Origin of the sequence: Paraburkholderia aspalathi, from assembly GCF_900116445.1 — a bacterium.
GTDB classification, from domain to species: Bacteria; Pseudomonadota; Gammaproteobacteria; order Burkholderiales; family Burkholderiaceae; genus Paraburkholderia; species Paraburkholderia aspalathi.
Genome location: NZ_FPBH01000093.1, coordinates 1 through 1690, shown reverse-complemented (window position 1 = coordinate 1690; position 1690 = coordinate 1). Strand labels below are relative to the sequence as shown.

The following is a 1690-nucleotide window of genomic DNA, read 5'->3' as shown; positions in this document are numbered from 1 at the left end:
TCGACCGAGGCTGTGTGGAAACGCGGAACGTAGATTTGATGTGCAAAAAATCTGATTCGGCGACTATATAGCCGCGTTGCGCTCTCGCAGTCAATCGATCAACTAAGAGATATTGGGTGGCTCCGCCGCCTTAACGCAAGCCGTTTCCCGGCATATGTTGGAAGGCTCAGGTGCCTCACGCACCCACCAGCCGCATTGCCCTCATGGTTCGCGAGAATCCCAATATCGCTATCACGCGCTTGAGGTTGTACGCCAGCACATGCAGGCTCATCTCAGTACTTACGTTGGTCAGTCTGCGCGTCAGGAAGTGCGTGTAGCCCATCCAGTGCTTGAACGTTCCGAAGACGTGTTCAACGGTTCGCCTTCGCACCATCATCGCATTCGGCATTCTGTCCAGTCTCTTCTGAGCAGCTTCCAGTACAGACTCATGTTCCCATCGCGTGATTCGTCGATAATCGCTCGGGGTACATTGTGATTTGATATCGCAACGAGGACAGGCACTGCTCCAGTAGCGGTGCAATTGCATGCCATGCTCTTCGCGTGTGAAGCGGTAAATCGCACGTTGTCCAGCTGGACAAAGGTATTCGTCATCCCGGGCAATGTAGATGAAGTCCGCTCTGTCGAAGCGGCCATGGGCTGTGGCGCCTGACGTCAGGTTCTTCGGGAGAATGGCGGCAATGCCCGCATCCGCACATGCTTTTATCTGCGGACCGCTGTAGTACCCACGGTCGGCGATGACCTTCAGTCTGTTCCTGCCCATGGCATCACGGGCTGCTTGCGCCATCGGACTGAGTTGCGCCCGGTCGTGTCCGGAGTTCGTTACCTCATGAGCAACTATGAGGTGGTGCCTGGCGTCTACGGCCACCTGCACGTTGTAGCCGACCATGCCCGAGCCCCTGCCGCTCGTCGCCATGGAGCGCGCATCGGGGTCAGTCAGCGAAAGCTGGCCATCCGGTTGCGTCTTGAGTTCTTCCCTGATCTGCTCGAGGCGATGCATTTGATCGCGCAATTGCTTGATCTTCTCCTGCAGCCGGGTGGTCTTCGCTTCGAGTTCGGGTGGCTGCGTCCGGTCGGCCGTTTCCAGTGCACTTAGGTAGCGCTGGATGCTCTCCTCAATCTGCTGCTGCCGCTTGTCGATCTTGCCCGTCGTGAAGTTGCGGTCGCGAGTGTTCGATGCCTTGAACTTGCTTCCATCAATGGCAACCAGTGCCTGTGAGAACAGCTTCAGATCGCGGCACAGAACGACGAACCGGCGGCAAACGTTGCGGATGCCGGCGCCGTTGTCCCGTCGAAAGTCGGCTATGGTCTTGAAGTCTGGTACCAGACGGCCTGTGAGCCACATCAGCTCAACGTTGCGCTGACATTCACGCTCCAGGCGACGACTCGATTGAATCCGGTTGAGGTAGCCGTAGATGTATATCTTCAGCAGCACTGCTGGATGGTAGGAGGGGCGACCTGTTGTTGATGGTGTGACACCATCGAAACCCATCGATTCGAGTTCCAGCTCTTCGACGAAGGCATCGATGATCCTCACCGGGTTATCCTCGGCAACGAAATCGTCCAGGCATTCGGGCAACAACGTTACCTGCTTGCGGTCTTCGCCCTCAACGAATCGCTTCATGAATCCCCCGACCCAAACGCGTTGATTCAGTTTAGGCGATCAATGCGTTTTCACACAGCCTCGACCCGT

At 56.7% G+C, this 1690-nt stretch carries 1 protein-coding gene; it reads right to left on the bottom strand.

Going from position 1 to position 1690, the window contains the following annotated elements; genetic code table 11:
* Window positions 1-175: 175 nt before the first annotated feature.
* Window positions 176-1621, bottom strand: coding sequence for an IS1182 family transposase (locus tag BM438_RS44505; protein ID WP_093647941.1), 1446 nt, complete (start codon window positions 1619-1621; stop codon window positions 176-178).
* Window positions 1622-1690 lie beyond the last annotated feature (69 nt).

Excerpts from the sequence above, each read along its gene's own strand:
- BM438_RS44505 (WP_093647941.1), bottom strand. The coding sequence starts at position 1,621 with ATGAAGCGATTCGTTGAGGGCGAAGACCGCAAGCAGGTAACGTTGTTG.